The organism is Parapedobacter sp. (genome assembly GCF_035556095.1).
Classification (GTDB): domain Bacteria; phylum Bacteroidota; class Bacteroidia; order Sphingobacteriales; family Sphingobacteriaceae; genus Parapedobacter.
The window spans coordinates 64,243-85,130 of the sequence record NZ_DATMFT010000018.1; the positions used below are offsets into that span (position 1 = coordinate 64,243).

Below are 20,888 nucleotides of genomic sequence, written 5' to 3' on the forward strand. Positions count from 1 at the left end.
AATTTGCGCGGAATTAACACAGGTTGCATAAATATCACCAATCAAAAAATGGCGGCACTATCATCGTTGAGCAAATTTAAAAACACCGGATTGCTACTTATACGTCTTGGTCTGGGCATCATGTTTGTGATGCACGGTTATCCCAAATTATTGGGTGGCCCCGATCGATGGGAAGGCGTGGGCAGCGCGATGGGTAACTTGGGCATCACCTTTCTGCCCGTATTTTGGGGATTGCTGGCGGCCCTGGCTGAGACCGTGGGGGGCGTCTGCCTTCTACTCGGCTTGTTTTTCCGGCCCATGGCTATCGCTCTTGCCTTTACCATGCTTGTTGCGACCCTCTCCCATCTGGACCGGGGCGATGGGCTCAAGGGCGCATCACATGCCATCGAAATCGGTGTGGTCTTCATCGGCCTTGCTTTCGTGGGCCCCGGCAGATACAGTGTAGACAAACGATAAACATCATGGACAAACCCATCGATTTCAAGGCCGTGGCAGCACAACTCGCTAAACCGGAAGGCGAAGCTGGCATCGAAACCGCAGCACACATGAACGTGAGCAACGGCGATATGACACGCCATGCCATCGATCTCATGGCCTACCAACCGGGCGCGCAGGTGCTGGAAATCGGCCCTGGAAATGGGAGCTTCGCAGCGTATGTACTATCCAAAGGCCACGGTATTTGGTACACCGGCGTAGATAGGTCTGAAACGATGGTTAAAGAAGCCCGGGAAATCAACAAACATCACATCAGCACCGGCCGCGTGCGTTTTGAATGGACAGACGGGCTGACGTTCCCATTCCCGAATCAGTCATTTGATAACATACTTACCGTCAACACGCTTTACTTTTGGGAAAATCCTGACATACAGCTCGCTGAGGTCCGACGTATGCTGAAGCCGGGCGGTACATTTTGCTTGGCGATCGCCAGCCGTGCCTTTATGGAGCAACTTCCATTTACGGCTTATGGGTTCACGCTCTATACGCCTGAGGCCGCACAGGAGTTGCTGCTGACCAACGGCTTTTCAGGGGTAGACACGACGATCCGCGAACATAAAACCACTGGTGCAAATCGGCAGGAAATGATGAGAGAAGAGGTATTCATTCGCGCTCGGTAAAGAGGCAGGCAACTAAAGACTAAATTTTATTATTTTTCTTTGGAACGAATCGAAATACTTCTATCTTTGCAGACCGAAAAACAAGAACGCGTTTTTCGAAATTGAAAAAAAGGCCCGTTCGTCTAGGGGTTAGGACGCAAGATTTTCATTCTTGAAACAGGGGTTCGATTCCCCTACGGGCTACTTAAGGAGACACCAAATACAGGTTGTCTCCTTTTTTGTGCCAATAAAAAGCAATCAAAATTGGATTGGTCGCGCAAGTATCAACGACGATGCCTTTATCTTTCCTGTCTATACTTCTGCTCCAGAATAACGAATAGCCTGGAAAAATTCGCCCATAATGAAAAAAGTACTTTTTCCTGATTTATTAAAAATTGCATTAATTCATTATCAATTCGAGACTATTCACCCATTTTTGGACAGTAACAGTTGCACTCGTCGTTTTTTGATTTTACTCACCGCAAAAACCCAATGACGGGGAGGCAATAAGATGCGGTCCTAAGATTCTATTTTGTTAAAAACTAAACCGTTGCTAGTCAGTTATTACTTGAGTTGTAACAAGCTTCCTGATTTTTAATTATGCCAGAAGGACCAAGTATAATCATCGCTAAGGAGCAGATTTCGCCCTTTATAGGAGAACGGATTCTCGCCGTTGCGGGTAATTCAAAAATAGATATTAACCGCGCAGAGAATGAAAAGCTTTTGGACGTAAGGACTTGGGGTAAACATTTACTGCTGTGCTTTGAAGGATTTACTTTCCGAATCCATTTCCTGCTTTTTGGTACGTACCGGATAAATGAAACAAAAACCACCCCTTTACGACTCGGGCTAGTTTTTTCAAATGGAATACTCAATTTCTATACCGCTTCTGTAAAAATACTAGCGGGTGACATCGACTCGCATTATGACTGGTCAGCCGATGTGATGAATGCAGCGTGGAGTGGAAGCGCGGCGCTGGATAAGCTTCGTGACGTGTCGGGCACGCTGATCTGCGATGCGCTCCTTGAACAGCATATTTTCTCGGGCGTTGGGAACATCATTAAGAATGAGGTATTATATCGTGTCCATGTGCATCCAGAAAGTGTTGTCGGTAAAATACCCCACAGTGAGCTTGAAGCGATTATTGAGCAATCGAGACAGTACAGTTTTGAATTTTTAGCGTATAAGAAAGCCGGTGTACTTAAAAAACATTGGCTAGCGCATACAAAAAAGACGTGCTTCCGATGTAACCTGCCGCTTCATAAAAAATATACGGGAAACAAAAAACGACGGAGTTTCTTTTGTACAAATTGCCAAGACTTATATGTATGAAACGCGACAAATTATATATCGGATGCTCAAGTTATGCCACGTCTTCTTGGAAGAACCTGTTTTATCCCAATGAACTCCCCAAAAAAAAGTGGTTTGATTACTATTCCAAACATTTCAACACTTATGAGTTCAATGGGACATTTTACCGATTCCCGACCGTGCAAAATTTGTTGTCGTGGTCAGGCAGTGTTCCGGACGATTTTCGTTTTAGCGTTAAGGTTCCTAAAATAATTACACACATTAAAAGACTGGAAGGGTGTAAACGAGAAATAGAAGAATTTTACTTGATAAGCAAAGAAGGCTTCAAGGATAAATTAGCTTGCATTCTCTGGCAGCTGCCGCCAAGTTTCAGTTTTAATGACGATCGGTTGACATCGGTTGTCCACGCAATGGACCCTAACTTCAAAAATGTAGTGGAATTCAGGCATGAAAGCTGGTGGTGCGACGATGTTATAACAAAGCTGAGCGAAAATAATGTTACTTTCTGCAATGTGAATTACCCTTACCTACCCACCGCAATCCAACAGACCACATCCATTGGTTATATACGGATGCATGGCAACCCGCAGCTATTTCACTCAGCATATACCGAAGAGGAAGTTGAAACCCTTTATCATCAGGTAAACCAAGTTGGTTTTAAGGAAGTCTTTATCTATTTCAACAATACCGCATCTACAGCCGCTATCATAAATGCGCTACAGTTAAAAGCAATTGCCAGCCGTAGCGCTTACCCCTCTGGAAGAGGAAGACTTGTATATATATTTTAACATCTTAATTATTTTAATCTATACATAGCCGAAACACTACGCCCCATTATATAGCTCACTGAATTTTTTCTACCTTTACAACAACATCGTATCAGACTTGGATTCGGTTAGGCGTATCGCCACCGTAGTATACTGATGTGATCAACCCAAGCGCTGCCTGCTTTTTTCTGGCAGTAAGCGTATCGGATTTCTTAGACCGCTTTCCCTTTTTTAAGGTTCATAGCCTGCAAGGCAGAGCAGATAAGACTTTTAAAACTATAAGCATATAAAATTTAAGACAAAAAGCCTATGAACACTTATGAATTAATTGCCATCGGTCTATATGTAGTGCTCATGATTCTAATCGGTATATACGGATACCGGAAATCAACCAGCAATTCGGAAGAGTTTTTAATCGGCGGCCGTAAAATGGGACCGTTTGTAACCGCCCTATCCGCCGGCGCATCTGACATGAGTGGGTGGTTATTGATGGGACTGCCGGGCGCCATATACATGATGGGGCTGGCTGGTTCATGGCTCGCTATTGGGCTGACGATTGGTGCGTTCCTCAACTACCTCATTGTGGCTCCCCGTCTACGCGTATACACCGAGGTAGCCAAAAATGCCATAACGCTGCCCGTCTTTTTCGAAAACCGGTTTCACGATAAATCACAGCTGCTGAAGTTGGTGTCTTCCGTTTTCATACTGGTTTTTTTCACGTTATATACGTCCGCCGGTATGGTATCGGGTGGACGATTATTTGAATCAGCTTTCGGCATGGACTACAACATCGGCCTATGGGTTACTTCGTTGGTCGTGGTCTTCTACACATTTATTGGCGGCTTTATGGCCGTTAGTTTAACGGATGCTGTACAAGGCAGCATCATGGTCGTTGCTTTGCTCTTGATACCTACCGTTGTCATCTTCCAGGTAGGCGGAGTGGGTGACGCCATGGAAACGATTCGTGCAAAAAATGTCAACTACATGGATTTGTGGCGAGGAACGACTACGATATCCGTTATTTCCCTACTGGCATGGGGCCTTGGCTACTTCGGGCAGCCCCATATTTTGGTTCGGTTTATGGCGATCGACAGCGTTCGCGATATCAAAAGAGCACGGCATATTGGAATGACGTGGATGATCGGTACCGTATTGGGTGCGTTGTTTCTCGGATTCTTTGGAATCGCCTATCTTCAGCAATTCGATACCGAAACCATGGCGGAGTTCGATGAATCCCGTGAACTCGCCGAAACGATATTTATCTACCTATCCAAAGCGCTTTTTCATCCACTCATCGGCGGATTCCTACTTTCAGCTATCTTGGCTGCGGTAATGAGTACGATATCATCCCAACTACTTGTCACTTCGAGTTCAATGACGGAAGACATCTACAAAACATTCTTCAACAAGCATGCAACGGCCAAGAACATGCTCATCATGAGCCGTGTGTCAGTTCTTGTCGTAGCGGTAGTCGCTTTTATCCTCGCACTGAATCCAAAAGAAAGCATTCTCGGCCTAGTCGGAAATGCTTGGGCAGGCTTTGGCGCCGCCTTTGGCCCATTGATTATTTTATCGTTGTTGTGGAAGCGTATCACGGCGGCCGGTGCTTTATCTGGTATGGTAGTAGGTGGTGCCACGGTATTGCTTTGGGTGTTCCTGCCTCATGGCTACAAAGATGTATATGAGATCATTCCTGGCTTCCTACTCAGTTTTCTCACCGTAATTGTGGTTTCGCTGCTAACCAAGCCAGTGTCTGACGATATTAAACGTGAGTTTGATGAGGTGCGAAACGAGATTGCACATGCTCGCAATGGATAGTGACCGCTAAGGGTTACTGTTATCTTATCAATCCACATTGGCGCCCCCACCTGTAAGAATTTGTATATTAGCGACCATCCGTCCCAACGAATGATAAACTGCTGACGAATGGAGGAAACGATAGAAACGTTATACGAAATCATCTGGAGCGATGCCCTGGTCTTTTTATGTTTAGCAGCAGGCATCTACTTTTCGATTGCCACCCGTTTTTTGCAGTTGACGAACCTAAAAAGTATGGTCAAACTTCTGGTAGGAGGTTCGGCATCGAAGAAGGGCGTATCTTCGTTTCAAGCATTTGCCCTTGCACTTTCTGGTCGCATTGGTACCGGCAATATTGCCGGTGTAGCTACCGCCATTGCGATGGGTGGTCCAGGAGCTGTTTTTTGGATGTGGCTCATCGCATTCTTAGGTAGTGCTTCTGCCTTTGTGGAAGCTACGCTCGGCCAAATTTACAAGGAGGTCAAAGACGGACAATACCGTGGCGGACCGGCATTTTATATCGAAAAAGGATTGGGGGTGAAGTGGTATGGTATTGTTTTCGCAATTGCAACGATTCTGAGCACGGCTCTATTCCTCCCGGGTGTGCAAAGCAATAGCATTGCCTTAAGCAGCGATAATGCCTTTTCAATACCGGTACATTATACGGGCATTGGTCTGGTTGTCCTACTGGGGCTTATCATCATCGGTGGCATTAAGCGCATAGCAAAGGTGGCCCAGGTAGTTGTCCCTTTTATGGCCGGAGGGTACATCCTTTTGGCAATTGTCATTATCGGACTGAATATAAAGGAGATTCCTGCCGTCTTCGGCCTTATTATCCGCTCTGCGTTTGATTTTGAGCCTGCTTTTAGTGGGATGATCGGCATGGCTATCGCGTGGGGGGTAAAGCGTGGTATCTATTCAAACGAGGCCGGACAAGGAACCGCACCGCACGCCGCCGCCGCCGCTGAAGTGAGCCATCCGGCGAAGCAAGGTTTGGTACAAGCATTCTCCGTCTACGTCGACACACTGTTTGTGTGTACAGCGACTGCATTGATGATTTTGTTCACGGGAAGCTTTAACGTTTATCACCCGAATGGGGACTATGTTGTGCAGCATTTGCCCGACACCGAGATTGGCCCTGCTTACACCCAACAGGCTATTGCGCACCATTTCCCGCTTCTCGGCGCGCCAGCCGTAGCCATTGCCTTGCTTTTCTTTGCATTTACAACCATTTTGGCTTACTACTATATGGCCGAAACTAACTTGAGTTATATCGATCGAAAAGGTCGCCACAAATGGGCTGTTTGGGCACTACGTATAATGATTTTGGCAGCGACATTTTATGGCACCATCCGAACAGCTGAGGTCGCCTGGAAATTGGGCGATATTGGGGTCGGTATGATGGCATGGTTAAACCTAATAGCGATTCTTCTTCTACGCAAACCTGCTTTGCGCGCGCTTAAAGATTACCGAAAGCAAAGACGGGAGGGAAAAGACCCCAATTTCAATCCGGCTCACCATGGTATAAAACGCGCATATTTTTGGGAAAAGGCAGGGACAGAAGAATAGTAAGAGGAAATCTCCCCTAGCGTGTAGGTTCGATATATACTTTCACCGAATCTACGGCTAGCCTAGACCTAAACCAGTCTTCAATCCGTTTGCGTTGCTCGCTTGTTTTCTCGAGGTCATCGGTGCCGACGAAAAGGCTTGGATAGCTCGCGGTGTGTGACGAATCGCCGAATATAACCTGTTCCGCCGTTCCGCAAGCAACAACTTCGGGAAACAAAGGCTTTAATTCCCTGAGCAATTGCTGGCCAAGTTCCCGTTGTGCCCGTAAACTATCCTGTATATGCAGGCTTTTTTCCAAGTCCTGACGGAGTCTGTTTATTTCAGCCTGCTGCCGATCCATCAGCACAATCTTATCGTCCGACTCATCTATTGAAAAACCTTGTTGGATGGTTACCGAGGCATCGGCAAGCCGATAATACCGCGTTTTAGCAGCTACTTCTTCTTTTACCGATTCAGGAATCAGCCTTCCTCCGTAAACCAAGCGAATTGTTTTCTTGGATGGATCCACCTCTGATCGCAGCAAGTAATCCCCCTCAATGTATGTGTCATTGCGAATGAACGCATTCGCCTCTTGGACAAACTGCTCTTGCTGTACCAGTACGAAACCAAAATATATACTAGGTACCACGGTTACGGTCACGATGAAACTCACCCAGCGGTTCGCCGATTTCCGTAATCCCTCTTCCGCGGGGTGCCAAATTGGGAATTTCAGGAAACGTGCAGTAATCAACGTTGCTACGCCGATGAACACCGTATTGATGGTAAACAAGTAAATAGCACCGAAGAAGTAAGTCCACGCTCCGTTTGCCAACCCATAGCCGGCGGTGCACAGTGGCGGCATCAATGCCGTTGCGATGGCCACGCCGGGAATAACATTTCCCTTTTGTTTGCTGGATATCGCCACGATACCTGCCAAACCGCCCACCAATGCAATGATAACGTCATAGATGTTTGGACTGGTCCGGGCCAGCAATTCGGAATGCGCTTCAGATATCGGCGTTATCAAAAAGTACAAGGTAGAAGCCGATAATCCCGCAAGAACAGCGAACCCGAAATTGGTCAGCGATCTACGCAGCAGGGCAAAATCGTAGGTCGCCAAACTATATCCCATTCCGAGTATAGGTCCCATCAGTGGGGAAATCAACATGGCACCGATGATAACTGCCGTTGAATTGACATTGAGGCCAACGCACGCAATCAGGATGGCAAAAATTAATATCCAGAGGTTTGTACCTTTAAAGTAAATCCCTTTTTCCACGGTTTCGTGAATGATGTCGTGCGGTTCCTGTTCAGACTTGATGTTAAACTTCCGGATGATATCGCTGATTTTCATCTTTGTATAATTTGGCGTTTTTTTGCGGCGAAGCTATCATATTTATTCACTCCCCTATGCAGTTGAATAAATCATGAAGGTTTCATAGCTGCATTGCTCGGCTTAACAAACATCGCTAAGCACTTTTAGTTTTCCATACATGTTTTATTAAGAACCAATTTTTTCTAAACGCCCCCCTTCTCGCTGCGTTTGTATAGAGCCTATTAAACACTTAGCAAGGTTAATTTTGGTCGTTGCTCAATCAACTCGCTTTAGCCTCCCCGGTTGGGGTTGAGCAGGAACCGTCAACGGAACCCTTTCCACTGTTACGAAGCTGGAATCCAAACCGAATCCTTTTTCCTCCGAAAGGCTGAACCTCCGTAATACACTGTATAAATCCAGCACTATCCGATCGGAAAAGCTGAAATCCGAAGAACCAGACAACACCCGCTCCAGTACGACAAACCGGAAATCACCGTCTAATTTATACCGCCTCAACGTTTCGAAGTTACTTTTGATGTTTACCTCGCCATTTGCAACGAGGTTCTGGACAACTTCACGGAAAAGTACGCTGATGCGCTGCTCGTCACGGAAACCCAAGCGGAAATCGATCCGAATTATCTTACCCTGAACCAGGTGCGTAACCTCATATTTACCGGTGTAAGGCGAGTCTGTGACATCCACGTGCACCAACCAATAAACGTCAGCCCGTTTAGGTTTTTTCCTAATGATTGAATAAATAATACTCTCCTCAATCTCAGAATCGAAGTTTGCACTGGTAAGGTAAACCAGCTGAGAGGCATACAATGGAATGGATTTATCCGTGCCGATTTCTGAGATGATGGGCAGGTATTTCTCGATTGCGACGAACCGGGTATGCCGGTTCTTGATCTTACGGGCCCACCACCAGCAAAGCATCACAGTGAATATGACTGCCGTAATGAGTAGCGTAAGCCATCCTCCATGGGAGAATTTAGAGACATTACCAATGAAAAAAGTAACCTCTATGATGAGGTAAAATATCAAAAAGCACACTGCAAGCACTTTCGGAATACGCTTCTGCAACAAAAATACGGTCATCAGCGTGGTGGTTACAATAAAACTGATATTAATGGCCAATCCATACGCGGCCTCCATCCTAGCGGATTCGCGGAATACCAAGATGACCAGTATACAACCGATTAACAAAATCCAGTTTACAGACGGCACGTAAAGCTGTCCTTTCAGCATATTGGGATGGACAATCCGTACCTTTGGCCATAAGTTTAAGCGGACGGCCTCGGATACTAACGTGAACGCGCCCGAAACCATCGCTTGGCTGGCAATGATGGCCGCAATCGTTGCGATTGAGATCCCATATGGCAAGAACCATGCAGGCATCACATTGTAAAACGGATTGCCGCCGTCGAGTGTGGTGCCTTCGTGCCCCAACAGCCATGCCCCCTGTCCAAAATAATTCAATAGCAAACATAGCTTCACGAATATCCATGAAATCCGGATGTTTTTGAGGCCACAATGGCCCAGATCCGAATACAGTGCTTCGGCACCTGTAGTACAAAGGAAAACGGCACCGATGATTAAGAGTGCATCGGGATGAGAAATAACGGTCTGAATGGCGTAATGCGGACTTACGGCTTTTAAGACAGCCACATCACCCAAGAGATGGATGAGCCCAAGTACGGCCAGCATCGAGAACCAAAGAAACATCACAGGGCCGAACAGCCTGCCTACAATGGCGGTACCGAAGCGTTGAACGGAAAAAAGTACAACGACGATAACCAGCACAATCGGCACGGTCTGCAGACTCGGGAAAAAGATATCCAGTCCTTCAACGGCTGAGGAAATGGTAATGGCAGGTGTGATCATTCCATCTGCCAACAGGGCAGCGCCGCCAAGCATAGCCGGAAATACCACCCAGCGACCCCGTTTTCTTACTAATGAAAACAGGGAGAGAATACCACCCTCGCCCTTATTGTCGGCTCGTAGGGTGATAATGACGTATTTGACGGTCGTTTGCAGTGTCAATGTCCAAAAGATACAGGATAATCCACCATATACCAGGTCCGGGCTGATGGCTTCCTGTCCGATAATCGCTTTGAAAACGTAAAGTGGAGAAGTGCCGATATCGCCGTAGATAATGCCCAGTGCCACGAGCAGGCCAGCAGCTGTAAGCGGATGGGCATGGAAATGCTGTTTCATTATTTGTACAATCTTTACTTCTTCTATTGAAACCGGTAACCCACGCCGCTCTCGGTAATGATATGGGTTGGACGGTTTGGGTCATCTTCAATCTTTTTCCTGATCTGGGCAATGAATACCCGCAAATATTGGGTTTCCGATTGGAAGCTGATACCCCACACCTCTTTCAGCAGGAATTGATGGGTAAGCACCCGTCCTTCGTTACGGGCAAGCAACGCTAACAAGCTGTATTCAGTTGACGTAAGTTTTTGGATTTCACCTGCCCGCCTGACAACCCTTGCCATGAGATCGATTTCCAGGTTCCCCGTCTCGACCGTTTGGACAACGATGCTTGAATCACTGTGACGAATGGCGGATTTCAACCTGGCCAGCAATTCCCCTACACGGAACGGCTTGGTCAGGTAGTCGTTCGCACCATTTTCTAGCGCGTTGATGATATCGGCTTCGCCATTCTGTACCGATAGTATCACAATAGCCCGATTATACCACTCACGGAGTCGCCTAAGCACTTCATGGCCATCGAGGTCTGGCAAGCCCAAATCCAGTAGAATCGCATCCGGAAAGTGACTGGAAGCTAACAGTAAACCCTCTTTCCCCGATTCGGCTTGTCTGACGGCATATCCCTTGCTCGAAAGATTGATTTCTAAAAGCTTCCGTATCTGGGGTTCATCGTCAATAATCAATACCGTGGGCTTGTTCATGTGCTTACGCTTACAATTTGGGAACTTCTGCTGGTAACGTGATACAGAACAACGCACCGCCTTGAGGCCGGTTGGCGACGTTAACCGTCCCACCATGAGCTTCTACAAAGCCCTTAGCGATGGAAAGGCCCAGTCCGGAGCCGCCTGTCCCTGAGTTGGGAAGTCGATAAAATTTCTCGAACAAGTGCTGCTTCTCCGATTCGGGTATACCTTTCCCGCTATCCGACACATCGATCAACAACATGTTTCCTTCATAAGAAGTTGCTATTTCAATTGGCATCTGCTTCGGGGTGTACCGGGTGGCATTATGCACCAATGCATACACCGCTGTTTCTATCAAGCCGCCATCTAACTTAACCAATGGCAAGGTATCATCGGGTTCAAAGCGGATACGGCTTGTATCTTCAACGGGGAGCTTCTGAATGACCAAAAAAATCAGTTCGTTAACGTCGCACCAATCCCGTTTGAGTTTCAATGTGCCTGTTTCCAGCCTGCTCATATTCATTAAGTTCTCTACCTGCCTATTAAGACGGTTACCTGCCGTTTCTATTTCGGCAAGTAGCTCCATCCGCTGTTCTGGAAGAATTTCCGCATCAATTTCCTTCAGGGTGTCTATGCCACCGATAATCGTGGCAATCGGTGTTTTCAGTTCGTGCGACAATGAATTGAGCAGCGTGTTATACAGTTTAATCGTTTTTGCCTTTTCTTCCCGGTCACGTATCTTTTTTTCCTGTTTTCGCAGTCGGTTTGTAAGCACGGCATTAACCAGCGCAATGAAAAGGTAGACGAAAAATAAAAGCACACTTTCCGTGTCGTAAATTTTATAATTCGGGACCGGATCAATGAAAAAAATATTGAGCAGCAGTGCACTAAGCAATGCGGCAGCCAGCACAGGTATGATATCGAACAATACGGCTAGCACCGACACCGCGGCCAGCAGAATCAGCGCTACTGCCCATTGGTCCACGGCATCTCCCAAAGCGTAACAACCCAGGGCCAGAAAAGCAATCGATGCTGTTCCGATTAAAAATTGCCAAAAGGAACGAAGTTTCACCGCTACCAAGTTCGGAGTAATTTTACTGCAAAGTTAGAAACTCAGGTATAAAGATTTTATAAAGAAGTTCGTGGGATTCTGATTTTAGTTACGCGATTTGGTATTTTTATCGGTATGAATAAACTGATAAATCTAGCGCCTTTTCGTGAGTTTCTTAAATCCGGATCAGCGGGGGGCGTTATCCTATTATTTTGTGTAGTGGTTTCCCTGCTTATCGCCAATTCGCCGCTCGGCGTCCATTTCGAGCGACTCCTGGCCACCGAACTCGGCATCCACACGGAGCAACTACACCTTCGGTATTCCGTGCTGCTGTGGATCAACGATGGGCTAATGGCCATTTTCTTTCTCATGGTAGGATTAGAAATCAAGCGCGAATTGGTAGAAGGCGAATTATCCTCGCCAAAGAAAGCAGCACTCCCCATATTCGCCGCGGTTGGCGGAGTGCTTGTGCCAGCTTCGATATATGCCCTATTTAATTCAGGAACAACAACAGCCGCGGGGTGGGGTATCCCGATGGCTACCGATATTGCTTTCGCCATCGCTATCATCACCATGCTGGGTAAAAAAGTTCCGGTGTCCCTCAAAATTTTCCTGGCCGCATTGGCCATAGTTGACGATCTCGTGGCGATATTGGTCATTGCGGTTTTTTACACATCCGATTTGCACTTCAATTATTTGCTCTATGCCGGAGGGCTTTTCATTGTGCTACTGGGTTTCAATCGTTTTGGAGTCAAGAGCCTCTACATGTATCTGGTACCCGGCGTTTTTATCTGGTACTTCATCCATCACTCGGGTATACATGCAACTATCGCCGGCGTGTTGGTAGCTATGACCTTGCCAACCACACCTGATGCCAAGGAGTCACCGCTTGAAAAATTGGAGCATATATTGGTGAAACCCGTCAACTTCCTCATCATGCCCGTATTTGCCCTAGCCAACACCAATATCCGGTTCCAGCAGGAGATGTTCCATGGGCTGTTCACCCCGCTTGGGTTGGGTATCATACTTGGGTTACTCATCGGCAAGCCCATGGGCATTACACTCATCTCCTGGATAGCCGTCAAACTGCGCGTGTGTACCTTGCCCGACAAAGCCTCCTGGATGCATATCGTAGGTGTGGGATTGTTGGCAGGTATCGGCTTCACCATGTCCATTTTCATCGCGTTACTTTCATTTGCCGGGCAAGAACTGTTGATGGCAGAAGCCAAATTCTCCGTATTGGTAGCATCGTTATTATCCGGACTGATCGGTGCGTTTACGCTTGCAATGATTGCCAGGAAACAGGCAAAGCCATTACCCATTGAGGAAAATAATGCACGCTCAACATGATGAACTTAAGACGTCGTCAGCTTACGGACCTTAAGGTGAAATTCATCCAGACTCCGATGGGTATGGTAGAATATACGGATTACGGAACGGGCGAGCCTGTTCTTTTTTTTCACGGGGGGCATTCCAATTGCTTAGATAGGCTACCGCATTTAGGATTCGACCCGTTGACGTATCGGCTCATCACCCCGTCCCGACCAGGTTATGGCAAAACATCGCTTAAAAATAACGAATCTCCAGAAGCGACAGCGCATCTCTTCGCTAGGTTTTTAGATCAATTGGGCATTCAACAAACCATCGTTTACGGGACCTCAGCGGGCGGCCCTTCAGCAATCACTTTTGCAGCACTGTATAAAGATCGGGTAAAAAAGATGATTCTCGCATCGGCAGTCAGCACGAAGTGGCTCGAGAAAAATGATAAAACTTATCGGGTAGCCGAGGTTTTATTTCACCCCTACCTTCAATGGCTCGTTTGGGCGTTGGTATATGTTATTGCAAGAGACGCGCCTAAGGCACTGGCTAAGTTATTTTTTAGCCAGTTCTCCACCGTGAAAAGACACGAGATCACTTATAGAGAATCGGTCAGGCTGAGGGACGCCATGCTACATTATTGCTCAGGGCATGGCTTCCTGAACGACATCAAACAGGTCTCTAATGATGGGTTAATAAGCAGGGTTTCTTGCCCGACACTCATTCTTCACAGTAAGTTTGACCGCAATGTTCCGATAAAGCACGCCATTCATGCAAACGACCATATTCCAAGTGCAAACCTAAGGTTAATTGAAAATCCCTGGGGGCATATGATTTGGATCGATAGCAATAGACATACGGTCAAAAAACAGATCGAAGATTTCCTCAACGATCATTATGTGCAAAACTTATCACATTACAAACATATCATCAAATGAAGAAAACAATAGTAGTACCTACGGATTTTTCGAATAATGCATTAACAGCAACGCAATACGCAATTAAACTGGCAGAAAAAACAGGGTACAATGTTCATATCCTCCATGCATATATGTCCTTTCGTTCGGCCTTCCAAAGCGATCTAGCAAACCAAACCGATGAGAAACGAGCCACGCTAGGAGCCCAAAAAGGTATGGAGAGTTTTTTACAGTCGCTGGGGCCGCTTGCCGAAAAGCCGGATATTTCTTCAGGCGAAGTTAAAGCCGGTTTGGTTGAGGCGATAAGTGATTTTACAATGGCCGATCATACCGAACTCATCGTGATGGGTACACACGGTGCATCGGGATTGAAAATGGGGATGCTTGGGAGCAATACCTATGATTTAGCCAAAGCAGCTATCGCACCCTTACTAATTATACCGTCCAATACACTTTTTAACGGTTTGGGAAATATTGTTTTTTTTACCGATTACCAAGACGGGGATAAGGATACATGGAAAAGTCTGAATTCCCTATTCGGTCGTCTTATTAAGCAATGTACACTCGTACATATACATGAAGAAAATGGGCCGCCAACAGATGTAGGCCAAGAGAAATTAGATCGATGGAAGGCTGAGCTGGAAGGTACAACCGGCTTTAGCGGGCTGGCAACCCAGTTAGTTCACGGTAAAGAAAGTGTTGATATTGTCAATGAAACTATTGACAGGCTTGGAGCCACATTGACGGTCCTAACCTTGATTGGCGGAAGGAGCTTTTTTGAAAAACTGGCTCACAAGAGCCTTGCGAAAGCCATTATTCATCAGCCAAAAACACCCGTATTTATTAATCAGTAGGAATTGATGCACCCATATTATTTTTATATCAAGCATCATTTAAACATATCCGCAATGGGCAATACAAAAAAAGCACATTAAAGCTGACAACCCAATCGCTGATTGTTTTTGGGGCTATCGTAGCCGTTATGTATACTATGGGGCTGTTGGAAACCTTTGGAGCCATTGCCTTTTTTATAACAGCGCTGGTAGTGACATTGATGGTTGTGGTGATATTTCTGTAACTATGGGCTGAAGTCACCGCTCACCGCCAACGATTTCATAAGCTATCAAAGAACATCTCAGTGAGTGAGGCGGTTTTTTTTGTGCGCGACAAAACCGCCAATTCCGTCAATCCCGCCAAAGCCGCCAATTCCGACACGCCTTCTCGACAGGTTCCGCAACTTTGTAATGCCAAGGGAAGGGTACCGCCCGCGGCACGGAGTATTATTCTATGGTTTAATGTTTTAAAAAAAGTAAAAACATGGCAATTAAATTCAACGTTTTGGAAATCGGTAAACCGGGCGACCCGGATGCACCGAAGAAGTTTTACCCCCGCCCGGTTCACTCGGGCGAAATCACCCTCGAGAACCTGGCGACAGACATCTCGTACGCGTCATCGCTTACGGAATCCGATATTTATGCCGTACTGCAGAGCTTGGTGCGTGAAATCCCGCGTAACATTTCGCAGGGTTACATCGTCCGGCTCGGCAATCTCGGCTCGTTCCGCCTGAGCTGGAGCAGTGAGGGGAGCGAAGTCGCAGATGACGTCACGTCAGGTAACATCACCAGTCGACGTCTGCTGTTCAGCCCCGGTAAGCGGGTTGCACTGCAACTGGAAGGCTTAACTTTTAAGAAAAACCAGTAGCGGGCTATCCACTCACGCTGCGCAGCAAGCCGTCTCGCCGCAGGCGAGGCGGCTTTTTTGTTTAAATTCACCTAAAACGACCACGGTCATTTCCCAAAGTCACCGTAGTCAAATAAAAAACGACCACAGCCGTTTAAAAAATGGCTTCGGCGACTTCCCAAAGTCACTTCGTCGAGTTTTTGGCGGCAACGGGCCCAGCAAAAACATAGCTTATAACGAAATTTATTTACCCCGTAAAATCAATGAAACCGACCACATTGGGTACAGCCATCTCCATCCGCCACGTGTGCGATAGCCGTGGAGCGCGACCATCGTTTACCTGTTTTCGGGTCGCAGAGTGTATATTGGCCGTTTTCTTCATATACCAAGACCCCATGTTTCTCTATGACGGCCAGGAAATCATCCACAGAAGCCCGGTAACACAAGGCTGCGCTGATGTGTTTCCCTTTGGGCAGGCAGTTTAAATCTTTGAACCGGATGTGGAACCTGCCCGCATTCTCCCGTATAAAATCATCCAAAGGTACATCGCGGTACTCTTTTATTGCCCGTGCCCATTGCAGCGCATCAGCAACCCGGTCGCTATGCATGGTCACCACGATGTCTGTGGGAGTGCCATCGAGTGCACGCCCGTTCTCGATACTGACCCGATCTCCCGGCACCTGTAAGGACCTTTCCTTCTTTTCCCGCCGTGACACGGCTCTCAACCCACCATCCAGCAATGTGATTCCGGTTCGTTCCTCCGCGGTGGCCACCACGAAATCTGCCTTTCCGGTGTATATCCAGCTGTTCCCGGTCCCGATGCCGACCTGTCCGCTGTTCTCCTGCCGTGGCACCTGCACAAACGCTACCCCGCTGACCCCAACAGCAGGAGCTGCCGACTCTCCCCCCCCGGGGGAATAGCTCAGTACAGCACCCTCGTTCAGCCTTACCCGGGTTCCATCCGGTAGCCGGACCCCCAGTTGTTCGCCTTTCCCAGTGGATACCCGGATGACGGGGAGCATCCCAGCGCCGCTCGGCGCCGCTTCGCGGCCCTTGCTGATAACGACCACGCCGGATGTATCCCGGTCTATGGATAGGTTACCGACCGTTCCGATGTGCCCCCATACCGCGGTGCCGATGGCAACGGGTGGGGCATCACCATAGGCTACCGTCCCTTCGAAACCGGTGCCGGGAATCGTCCCATCCACCGCCGGGGTGCAATCGCCGTACACCCGTAGCGGACCGAGGTGGTCCTCCCAGTATTTCTTTATTCCCCACCCTAATACGGCAAGGAGCATGGCCGCGACGGCCACCCTCGCCCAAGCCTTAGACCGGGCGGCACCCCGCCGCTTTCTATCCACTTCGCGCCGTATCGCGGGGAGGTCCAGCGGGGTACCCTTGGGCAGCCCGCCTTCGGTTGCGTGGTCCATCTCTTCCAGCGCTTGGGCTGTCATGCGCAGCCATTCCCCCTCGTCGTACATCCGGTGCGCCGCCCGGAGCAGGGCAGACTCCATGGGCGAAATCGTTCCCTCGAAACGCTTCCGCATCAGCCCCTTTACGTAATCTACGTTGTGAATCATTGGTTGCTCCTTTTTAGTCATCCTATATCGTCCGGGTCCAGGTGTTCTGCCAAGTACTCGCCGATTTTCTTTCTAGCCGCGGTCATCTGGTTATTCACCGTCTGTTCGATTACACCATGCCTTTTGGCAATCGCTGCACTCGTTAGCCCCTCCAGCCACTTGCACTCGAATACCTCCCGTTCGGTGGGCGTCAACCCTTCCAGTGCCTCCCACACCAACCCTTCCAGTTCATCCCCTTCCAGCTTGCTGTCCGTGAGCATGTCGCTCACCAGCCCGGGGTATTCATCCAGGGCCTCATACCGATGCCTGATGAGCACTTTACGCATTTCCAGGGCGCGGTTTTTGGCTATCTTATACATCCATCGCTCCGGGTCTGTTTTGGTGGCAATCTGTTCCCGCTGAATCCACAGTGCTTCCATCACCTCCGCCAGCACGTCTTCCGCTGGTTCGGTTTCGAAAGAGAGGTACGTGCCGATGAACACCAACAACCTGCCCGCATAGATATCGTACAGTTTATCGAAGGCCGTTTCGGAGTGCTCCCCCAGCTGCCGGAACAGCGTAATGTTGTTTCCTTTAGGTTTATCCATGTCCTGATCTGCTTTAAGACCAAATGACCTATTCTATTGAAAATAAATACGTCTATGTATCAGCCATTTATAAAAAATTAGACAAAAAAGTGAAAATCCGTATGGTACATAACCCGCCTTTGGGCTAGTTACTTAGTAGAGCGAGGTAGTAAAAAAATGAAGTTTGGATTAACACAAAGGACGGAAAACAAACCGGAAAAAGCAAAGAAATAAATCAAATAACTAATTAATTCATAGGGCATTACTTGATAAAGTGACCGATGGGAAAGTATTGCCCTAACCAAAAGAAATAAACGTTATGCACTGGTTTTTCATACATACGATATGTGGCAAGGGGAACACCGGTTTTTACGCTGCGGATCCCCCGCAGCCAAGCGATGGCCGCTCGGGTGGGGTGCCCCGGATAAGTAACACCCCTTCCCTGCGCAAATCGGCGGTGCTGGCAACTTTGACACCGGAGCCATCGCAGGGGACGCTAAGCACGGCGAGAGGTGCTGATATATACCACCCGGGCCCCAAGCTGCCCAGGCAGCAGCGCGGTGATGGCGGTGCGGAAATTCTGTTGGCAGGACGCTGGAAGGTACAGGTCAAACGGATAAAAACGAAAGTAAGGCAGTGGCGAGCGCAGGTCCACAGGTACTACCTGATGCGTATACGCAAACATTTGGCGCTGTCCACCGAGCATACTTTCCGCTTCGTCCAGCTGATCGCCTTCAGCATTAGTGTTCCGCTACGGATGCTATTCCGCAATCCCCGCCTGCCCTTCGGAGCGATCAACAGATTTGTCCACGATTGCAGGTACGCGTTGTTCCGGCGTAGGGCCGTGCATCCTATTTCCGGGAATCGTTTGAGGATACCGATTCTCCCCGGCCAGCTGCTTGGGGAACGGCGGCGAGTTCGGCCGTTGACCGACTGACCAATACATGTTTTTTAACTTAAAACGGGCGGCATTTCCGTTATAATGCCGGCAAAGATTATGGGTATTTTATCTATAGTAATCAAAAAAGTCGCGGAGCAGGCTAGCAAAGTAGTATTGTTTGGCGCATTGGTAGGCGGTGTAAGCTTGGCATCTTACGCCACGGAAACAACGGTTGGCCCAACCATTGAAAAGGCTCAGTTGGAAACGGTAGACATCAATCTGGACACGGTAGTAGCCGCGATAACCAAAGCTGACCCCGATTGGGTGAGGAGTTTACCATCGATTACCAGTAATAAGACGCACGTTCAGACTGTTCAGCAATGGTATAGTCTCGATGCAACCGCATCTAGTAACCCGAGTAATCAAATGATTACAGGACTATCGGACGAGCCGGAAGAATACGATAGTGAGGGGTGTGCGCAGCTTGACAATGAGGGTGATTTCTGCACAGTGTTGATTGAATTTCCCGGAACGACAGCTCCCAACATAACCTCCGGCTCTGTTCAAGATGCGCTGACTGCCCATCCCGGCAGCTCCGTTGTAACGAGCAAGGCCTCTCTGGGTTATGCAAGGCAACCCGATATATAACGATGGTCAATGCCGTTAGTATCCCCAAAATCCAATCTCTTATAGATTGCGATTTTGGGGATTTTTTGGTCCAGCGAAGCTTACATTGAAACCGAAGAACTTCATCTCAACGAAGTCTTTGCGCTATCCACCCTTTGTCAACGGCTGTTCTGCTCATACTTACCCGCCGCAATAGCTTCTACGGGCAATGGCCATGTGTAACGTTTGGAACCGGGCAGCAGTTCATAGGTCGTATCGTGAATGCGTCGCTCGACTTTTTCCCTGAATACCCCCTCGTTGTTAAAACGGCGCAAATCTTCCCATCGGGTGCCGCGCAGCACAAGCTCTTTCCGCCGTTCGCTAACAATCAGGTCCAAGAGGTTATCATTATTGATTTTTGGCATCTTTTGGTCCAGCACATCGTCAATCCGATGATCAAGTAGATATTGCATGTCCGCTTTTGCTCCTTCAAAATCCCCCAGGCGGGCACTGCATTCAGCCCTGTTGAGGATAACTTCATCGACCGCCAGACCCGTGAAAAATGCCGGATTTCCCACGTAGCTTCCCTTGAATAGAATCCTGCCGTCGGAGTTGTGATGAAAATATGCTGTTTTCCGAAGGTCGTTATCCCCATATGAAGCAAAAAGTGCCGTGTCCACACATTGCCGTGCAGTCGTTAACGGCGTCATGTTCGTGGCAGATGTAAACATAATAATCTCCGGATTCCCTTCTCCGTTCGCGGGAAATACGTATCGTACATCCAGATCCAAGTGATTGAAATTTATCAAATTCCGCTTAATTGATAGGCTTCGGGATGCAGCAATCAGACCATCATCATAGCGCCCCATTTGCATATATGTTTTTGCTAAAAGTGCAAAAACAGCACATTTTGACGCTTGGTACATATTGTCCGGAAGCTCCAGAAGCAAAGATTCGGCCTCCAGCAGGTCATTGACGATGCGTCTGTAGGTTTCTTCCACTGTAGAGCGAGCAACGGAAATGGTAACATCGGCCTCCACACGGAGTGGCAACCCCAACGCTTGGGGCGCCGAATCTGCGAGGTACGGGTCACAGTACAATTGGGCGAGCCAGTAATAGTTTAACGCACGGAAAAATAGTGCGTTACCTTTCGCCTGGCGCCATAGCTCATTTTCCTTTTTACTGGCATCCATTTTCAACAACCCATCCAGAACAATGTTACATTGCAAAATCCTGCTATATCCGCGCGACCAATCCGTAACGATTTCCCCGCCTTCATAAATGGTTTTTTCCCAAGTATAAGCCCTTTTCATGTAATTGGTAGCACTGCCTACCGGAAATGCGTCATATCGCGTGTCCAGCATGAAATACTCATCCGAACCTATCATTCCAAGCGAGTGGGAAGAAAACGTATTCAGTAGCGAAGTGTTGTCCATCATCGCGTTATAGTCAGCGATACTTTTCGGAATGCGCTGGCCTTGGTTCGGGCGCACATCCAAAAATGCTGAACCGCAACCGGAGAGAGCAACCGAGACGATTAGATAAATTAAATTCTTCAT

The 20,888-nt window shown here is 47.9% G+C and carries 20 protein-coding genes and 1 tRNA gene; 14 read left to right on the top strand and 7 right to left on the bottom strand.

Annotated features, from left to right (window positions below; genetic code table 11):
• Positions 1 to 48: 48 nt before the first annotated feature.
• The 8 genes from VNQ80_RS08710 to VNQ80_RS08745 all read left to right on the top strand — a co-directional run bounded on the left by VNQ80_RS08710 (position 49) and on the right by VNQ80_RS08745 (position 6,538).
• Complete coding sequence (locus tag VNQ80_RS08710; protein WP_325637539.1) at positions 49 to 456, top strand: DoxX family protein; 408 nt, start codon at positions 49 to 51, stop codon at positions 454 to 456.
• Between the two features lie 5 nt (positions 457 to 461).
• Positions 462 to 1,115 carry a class I SAM-dependent methyltransferase gene (locus VNQ80_RS08715; RefSeq protein WP_325637541.1) on the top strand — a complete coding sequence of 218 codons (654 nt, stop codon included), beginning with the start codon at positions 462 to 464 and terminating at the stop codon, positions 1,113 to 1,115.
• A 111-nt stretch (positions 1,116 to 1,226) separates the two neighbouring features.
• Positions 1,227 to 1,298: transfer RNA gene (locus VNQ80_RS08720), tRNA-Glu, on the top strand.
• A gap of 157 nt (positions 1,299 to 1,455) precedes the next feature.
• Positions 1,456 to 1,590 (top strand): Fic family protein, encoded by a 135-nt coding sequence (locus VNQ80_RS08725; protein ID WP_325637543.1) that lies wholly within the window; start codon positions 1,456 to 1,458, stop codon positions 1,588 to 1,590.
• 104 nt (positions 1,591 to 1,694) lie between these two features.
• Positions 1,695 to 2,426 carry an endonuclease gene (locus VNQ80_RS08730; protein ID WP_325637545.1) on the top strand — a complete coding sequence of 244 codons (732 nt, stop codon included), beginning with the start codon at positions 1,695 to 1,697 and terminating at the stop codon, positions 2,424 to 2,426.
• On the top strand, positions 2,423 to 3,193 hold the full coding sequence (locus VNQ80_RS08735; protein ID WP_325637547.1) for a DUF72 domain-containing protein: 771 nt from the start codon (positions 2,423 to 2,425) through the stop codon (positions 3,191 to 3,193). Before VNQ80_RS08730 ends, VNQ80_RS08735 begins: the two co-directional genes overlap by 4 nt.
• A 288-nt stretch (positions 3,194 to 3,481) precedes the next feature.
• Positions 3,482 to 4,990 carry a sodium/proline symporter PutP gene (gene putP / locus VNQ80_RS08740; RefSeq protein WP_325637549.1) on the top strand — a complete coding sequence of 503 codons (1,509 nt, stop codon included), beginning with the start codon at positions 3,482 to 3,484 and terminating at the stop codon, positions 4,988 to 4,990.
• A gap of 108 nt (positions 4,991 to 5,098) precedes the next feature.
• Positions 5,099 to 6,538, top strand: a complete 1,440-nt coding sequence (locus tag VNQ80_RS08745; protein WP_325637551.1) for an alanine/glycine:cation symporter family protein — start codon at positions 5,099 to 5,101, stop codon at positions 6,536 to 6,538.
• A gap of 16 nt (positions 6,539 to 6,554) precedes the next feature.
• Here VNQ80_RS08745 and VNQ80_RS08750 read toward each other — a convergent pair whose 3' ends face one another.
• The 4 genes from VNQ80_RS08750 to VNQ80_RS08765 form a co-directional block, all read right to left on the bottom strand.
• Positions 6,555 to 7,871, bottom strand: a complete 1,317-nt coding sequence (locus tag VNQ80_RS08750; protein WP_325637553.1) for a DUF389 domain-containing protein — start codon at positions 7,869 to 7,871, stop codon at positions 6,555 to 6,557.
• A gap of 237 nt (positions 7,872 to 8,108) precedes the next feature.
• A complete protein-coding gene (locus VNQ80_RS08755) occupies positions 8,109 to 10,049 on the bottom strand; it encodes a KUP/HAK/KT family potassium transporter (protein WP_325637554.1) in 1,941 nt (646 codons plus the stop codon).
• Positions 10,050 to 10,072: 23 nt separating this feature from the next.
• Entirely contained in the window at positions 10,073 to 10,750 is a 678-nt protein-coding gene (locus VNQ80_RS08760; protein WP_325637555.1) for a response regulator transcription factor, read from the bottom strand.
• A gap of 10 nt (positions 10,751 to 10,760) precedes the next feature.
• A complete protein-coding gene (locus VNQ80_RS08765) occupies positions 10,761 to 11,804 on the bottom strand; it encodes a sensor histidine kinase (protein WP_325638186.1) in 1,044 nt (347 codons plus the stop codon).
• 114 nt (positions 11,805 to 11,918) lie between these two features.
• Here VNQ80_RS08765 and nhaA point away from each other — a divergent pair, with 114 nt between their 5' ends.
• The 4 genes from nhaA to VNQ80_RS08785 all read left to right on the top strand — a co-directional run bounded on the left by nhaA (position 11,919) and on the right by VNQ80_RS08785 (position 15,718).
• The gene (gene nhaA, locus VNQ80_RS08770) at positions 11,919 to 13,133 is read left to right on the top strand and encodes a Na+/H+ antiporter NhaA (protein ID WP_325637556.1); all 1,215 of its coding nucleotides are present in this window, start codon (positions 11,919 to 11,921) and stop codon (positions 13,131 to 13,133) included.
• Positions 13,130 to 14,038: an alpha/beta hydrolase gene (locus VNQ80_RS08775; RefSeq protein WP_325637557.1), complete on the top strand. Its 909-nt coding sequence runs from the start codon at positions 13,130 to 13,132 to the stop codon at positions 14,036 to 14,038. The genes nhaA and VNQ80_RS08775 overlap by 4 nt, the downstream gene beginning before the upstream one ends.
• Positions 14,035 to 14,871, top strand: a complete 837-nt coding sequence (locus tag VNQ80_RS08780; protein ID WP_325637558.1) for a universal stress protein — start codon at positions 14,035 to 14,037, stop codon at positions 14,869 to 14,871. Before VNQ80_RS08775 ends, VNQ80_RS08780 begins: the two co-directional genes overlap by 4 nt.
• Before the next feature lie 463 nt (positions 14,872 to 15,334).
• The gene (locus VNQ80_RS08785) at positions 15,335 to 15,718 is read left to right on the top strand and encodes an HU family DNA-binding protein (protein ID WP_325637559.1); all 384 of its coding nucleotides are present in this window, start codon (positions 15,335 to 15,337) and stop codon (positions 15,716 to 15,718) included.
• 239 nt (positions 15,719 to 15,957) lie between these two features.
• On the opposite strand, the gene VNQ80_RS08790 is transcribed toward VNQ80_RS08785, so the two are convergent.
• Positions 15,958 to 17,277 carry a FecR domain-containing protein gene (locus tag VNQ80_RS08790; RefSeq protein ID WP_325637561.1) on the bottom strand — a complete coding sequence of 440 codons (1,320 nt, stop codon included), beginning with the start codon at positions 17,275 to 17,277 and terminating at the stop codon, positions 15,958 to 15,960.
• A gap of 17 nt (positions 17,278 to 17,294) precedes the next feature.
• A complete protein-coding gene (locus tag VNQ80_RS08795) occupies positions 17,295 to 17,864 on the bottom strand; it encodes an RNA polymerase sigma factor (RefSeq protein ID WP_325637562.1) in 570 nt (189 codons plus the stop codon).
• Positions 17,865 to 18,162: 298 nt separating this feature from the next.
• Between VNQ80_RS08795 and VNQ80_RS08800 the strand changes: the two genes are divergently transcribed.
• Both VNQ80_RS08800 and VNQ80_RS08805 read left to right on the top strand, forming a co-directional pair.
• Positions 18,163 to 18,780, top strand: a complete 618-nt coding sequence (locus tag VNQ80_RS08800) for a hypothetical protein (protein ID WP_325637564.1) — start codon at positions 18,163 to 18,165, stop codon at positions 18,778 to 18,780.
• A gap of 60 nt (positions 18,781 to 18,840) precedes the next feature.
• Positions 18,841 to 19,371: a hypothetical protein gene (locus tag VNQ80_RS08805; RefSeq protein WP_325637565.1), complete on the top strand. Its 531-nt coding sequence runs from the start codon at positions 18,841 to 18,843 to the stop codon at positions 19,369 to 19,371.
• A 137-nt stretch (positions 19,372 to 19,508) separates the two neighbouring features.
• On the opposite strand, the gene VNQ80_RS08810 is transcribed toward VNQ80_RS08805, so the two are convergent.
• Complete coding sequence (locus VNQ80_RS08810) at positions 19,509 to 20,888, bottom strand: RagB/SusD family nutrient uptake outer membrane protein (protein ID WP_325637566.1); 1,380 nt, start codon at positions 20,886 to 20,888, stop codon at positions 19,509 to 19,511.